Source organism: Arthrobacter sp. P1_D12 (genome assembly GCF_056406175.1).
Window position 1 is genome coordinate 1 of the sequence record NZ_JBFUAR010000053.1, and the last position, 1,343, is coordinate 1,343.

Consider the following 1,343-nt stretch of genomic DNA (forward strand, 5'->3'; position numbering starts at 1 on the left):
GTTCCCGCCGGCGCCTACTGGGGCGTCCACACCCTCCGGGCCGTGGAGAACTTCCCCATCACCGGCCAGCCGCTGTCCTCCAACATGCACCTGGTCCGCGGGCTGGCCGCCGTGAAACTCGCCGCCGCCCGCACCAACCACGAGCTCGGACTGCTCGACGCCGGGCGTGCCGCCGCCATCGGGGAAGCCTGCACCGAGGTCATGAACGGCAAACTCAGCGAGCAATTCGTCGTCGACGTCATCCAGGGCGGCGCCGGGACCTCCTCGAACATGAACGCCAACGAGGTCATCGCCAACCGGGCCCTGGAAATCCTCGGGCACCCGAAGGGCGACTACGCCCGGCTGCACCCCAACGACCACGTCAACCTCAGCCAGTCCACCAACGACGTCTACCCCACCGCGGTCAAGCTCGGCACGATCTTCGCGGCCCGGGAACTGCTCCAGGCCCTCACCGAGCTCGAAGACGCCTTCGCCGCAAAGGCCCTCGAGTTCCGCACGGTGGTGAAGATGGGCCGCACCCAGCTCCAGGACGCCGTCCCCATGACCCTCGGCCAGGAGTTCGGCACCTACGCCGTCACGATCGGCGAGGACCGGCTCCGCCTGGCCGAAGCCGACCTGCTGATCCACGAAATCAACCTCGGCGCCACCGCGATCGGCACCGGCCTGAACGCCCCCGCCGGGTATGCCGAAGCGGCCTGCCGGCACCTGGCCGAAATCACCGGCCTGCCGCTGATCACGGCCGTGGACCTGATCGAGGCCACCCAGGACGTCGGCGCCTTCGTSCACCTCTCCGGCGTGCTCAAGCGGGTCGCCGTGAAACTCTCCAAAATCTGCAACGACCTCCGGCTGCTCTCCTCSGGCCCGCGCGCCGGCTTCGGCGAGATCAACCTCCCCGCGGTGCAGTCCGGCTCCTCGATCATGCCCGGCAAGATCAACCCGGTCATCCCGGAAGTGGTCAGCCAGGTCGCCTACGAGGTGATCGGCAACGACGTCACCATCACCATGGCCGCCGAGGCCGGCCAGCTCCAGCTCAACGCCTTCGAACCCATCATCGTCCACAGCCTCCACAAGAGCATCTCCCACCTSGAAGCCGCCTGCCGCACCCTCACGGCCCGCTGCGTCCGGGGCATCACCGCCAACACCGAACACCTCCGCCTCACCGTGGAACAATCCATCGGCCTCGTCACCGCCCTGAACCCGCAACTCGGCTACGCCACAGCCACGGCCATCGCCCAGGAAGCCCTCGCCACCGGCAAGGGCGTCGCGGAACTAGTGCTCGAACACGGCCTGCTCACCGACGAGCAGCTCACCGAGCTCCTCAGCCCGCACCGCCTGGCCAACCT

1 protein-coding gene is annotated in these 1,343 nt (G+C 68.4%); it reads left to right on the forward strand.

The genetic code is table 11. The features are described 5' to 3' along the window. Window positions 1-1,343, forward strand: a 1,343-nt coding sequence (locus tag AC1DZV_RS21770; protein WP_476954567.1) for an aspartate ammonia-lyase, incomplete at both ends; no start/stop codon positions are given.